Origin of the sequence: Hydrogenophaga sp. (assembly GCF_030158645.1) — a bacterium.
GTDB lineage: Bacteria > Pseudomonadota > Gammaproteobacteria > Burkholderiales > Burkholderiaceae_C > Hydrogenophaga.
Genome location: NZ_JAOASO010000052.1, coordinates 1 through 2618, shown reverse-complemented (window position 1 = coordinate 2618; position 2618 = coordinate 1). Strand labels below are relative to the sequence as shown.

General features: G+C 64.8%; 3 protein-coding genes. 1 reads left to right on the top strand and 2 read right to left on the bottom strand.

Features of this window, described 5'->3' with window-relative positions:
• Together Q1W68_RS05800 and Q1W68_RS05795 are read right to left on the bottom strand one after the other, a co-directional pair.
• On the bottom strand, nt 1-793 hold a 793-nt coding region (locus Q1W68_RS05800; RefSeq protein ID WP_300715841.1), incomplete at its 3' end, for a class 1 fructose-bisphosphatase.
• 36 nt (nt 794-829) lie between these two features.
• Complete coding sequence (locus tag Q1W68_RS05795; protein ID WP_300648886.1) at nt 830-1540, bottom strand: HAD-IA family hydrolase; 711 nt, start codon at nt 1538-1540, stop codon at nt 830-832.
• A gap of 73 nt (nt 1541-1613) precedes the next feature.
• Here Q1W68_RS05795 and Q1W68_RS05790 point away from each other — a divergent pair, with 73 nt between their 5' ends.
• Nucleotides 1614-2555, top strand: coding sequence for a LysR family transcriptional regulator (locus Q1W68_RS05790; RefSeq protein ID WP_300648884.1), 942 nt, complete (start codon nt 1614-1616; stop codon nt 2553-2555).
• The last annotated feature ends 63 nt before the right edge of the window (nt 2556-2618 follow it).

The window sequence follows — 2618 nt, the reverse complement described above, 5'->3', positions numbered from 1 at the left end:
TGAGGATGCGGTGCGCCTCGGCCACCATGCTGGCGATCCAGCGCATGTTGAAGTCCTTGCCGCGCGGACCGGTCCTGCCGGCCAGACATTCGTCCACGTAACGCTTGACCGGTGCCTCCCAGAAGCGGCTGTTCGACGCGTTGATCGCAAATTCGTGCGTGTCTTCCGGAATGCGGATGCGCGGGTGCGTGAGTTTGAACTCGCCCAGGTTGGGGTCGAGCGTGAAGCCATGCACACCACTGCCCACGGTGAGCACGAACATGGTAGTGGGACCGTAGAGCGCGTAGCCCGCAGCCACCTGCTGCGTGCCGGGCTGCAGGAAATCCTCCACCACCACCTCGCGCCCCGACTCGACCACCGCCTTGGGCGCCCGCAGCACGCTGAAGATGCTGCCCACCGACACGTTCACATCGATGTTGCTCGATCCATCCAGCGGGTCGAACACCAGCAGGTACTTGCCGCGGGGGTACTCGGGCGGGATCGGATAAGGCTGCTCCATCTCCTCCGACGCCATGCCCGCCAGGTGCCCTCCCCACTCGTTGGCGCGGATGAACATGTCGTTGCTGATCACATCGAGCTTCTTCTGCGTCTCGCCCTGCACGTTGACGCTGTCGCCACCGCCGTGGTTGCCCAGCATGTCGCCCAGGGCACCAAACGCCACGCTGCGCGCGATCGCCTTGCAGGCCAGCGCCACATCCAAGATGAGCGCGTTGAAATCACCGCTCGCGGCCGGAAAGCGGCGGCGCTCCTCGATCAGGAACTGGGTCAGGGTGGAGCGTTTGGACAAAGGCATCGGGGCGGTCTCGTTGTTGTTGTCGTGAAAGAAGGCTCAGGCGTGCGCATGCCATTCGCGCAACTGTGCCAGCCCGATGGCACCGAGGTCCGAGACGACGCGCAAGGCGCCGCTGAAATCGTGGTGATCGGTGAAGCTGTTGGGGGTGATCACCGTGCGAAGGCCGGCAGCCGTGGCCGCGCGCAGGCCGTTGGCCGAATCCTCGAACGCCAGGCAGTCCGAGGCCGGCAATTCCATGTCGCGCAGCACCTGGAGGTACACCTGCGGATGCGGCTTTTTGATGGGCGACGACGAAGCGTCGCCCACCGCCAGAAACTGGCTGCGCCAGTGGTCGCCGATCGCGGTGCGCAACAGGGCAGCGATGTTCACCGGCGACGTGGTGGTGGCGATGGCCAGCCCCAGGCCTTGCGCGCGCGCCTCGTTCATGAGTGCGAGCACGCCCGGACGCAACTGCACAGCCCCCGAACGAACCGCGTTCTCGTAGTGAGCCGTCTTGAGCTCGTGCAACCGGTCGATGGTGGCCTGCACCGCACCGGCACCCAGCTCGGTCAGCCCGGGTTGCACGCTGCGCCAGTGGTGGAGCATGCGTTCCTTGCCGCCGGAAATCTCCAGCAGTCGCGTGTAGAGCGCGGTGTCCCAATGCCAGTCCAGACCCTCGGTGTCGAAGGCGTGGTTGAAGGCCGCCAGGTGAACACGCTCGGTGTCTGCCAAGGTACCGTCGACATCAAAAATCAGGGCATTGAGCATGTGACCCACTGTAGGGACCGGGTTAAATAAGGTAAATTCAAGTTTCGTTGAACTTCGCTTAAGTGAAACCTGAATGAAGAACGCCACTTTTCGCCAGCTGCGCGTGTTCAACGAGGTCGCGCGCCACCTGAGTTTTGCCCGCGCGGCCGAGGTCCTGCACCTCACGCCGCCCGCGGTCACCATGCAGATCAAAGAGCTGGAAGGCCACGTGGGGCTGCCGCTGTTTGACCGGCGAGGGCGTCAGGTCACGCTGACCACCGCGGGCGAGTACATGCTGGTCTACGCCCGCAAGGTGCTGGCCACGCTCAAGGATGCCGAAGACGCCGCGGCGCGCCTGCAGCGGCTGGAGGTGGGCACGCTGACCATCGGCATGGTGAGCACCGCCAAGTACTTTCTACCGCGACTGCTGGCGGAGTTCCAGCGCGATCACGAGGGCATCGAGATCAAGCTGGCGGTGGGCAACCGCGAACAACTGGTGAAGATGCTGCACGGCAACGAGGTGGACATCGCCGTCATGGGCCGCCCACCCACCGAGCTGGCCACGCGCGCCGAGCCCTTTGCCGCCCACCCCCATGTGTTCGTGGCACCGGTGGATCACCCCTTGCTCAAGGTCGGCCACCCCACGCCGGACTCGCTCAAGCCTTACGGCTTCATCCTGCGCGAGCGCGGTTCGGGCACGCGCGCAGCGATGGAACAGTTTCTGGAACGCTGCCACATGGAGCCCCGCGTGGTGATGGAGATGTCGAGCAACGAGACCATCAAACAGGCGGTGATGGCCGGCATGGGCATCAGCTTCCTGTCGCTGCACACCATCGGCCTGGAGCTGGAGCACAAGATGATTGCCGTGCTCGACGTGGAGGGCAGCCCGGTGGTGCGCGGCTGGAACGTTGTGCACACCTTGTCCAAGCTGCTGTCACCCGCGGCAGAGTCGTTCCGCTATTTCATGCTCGAGCGGGCCGAGAGTTTTCTGGCCGACGAATACGGGCGGTTCATGCGACTGTTCCCTGCAGGCTAGAGCAACAAGCCCCCACGCTCCCCCGCTGCGCGTGGTCCGCTGCCCCCCGAGGGGGCTGATCCG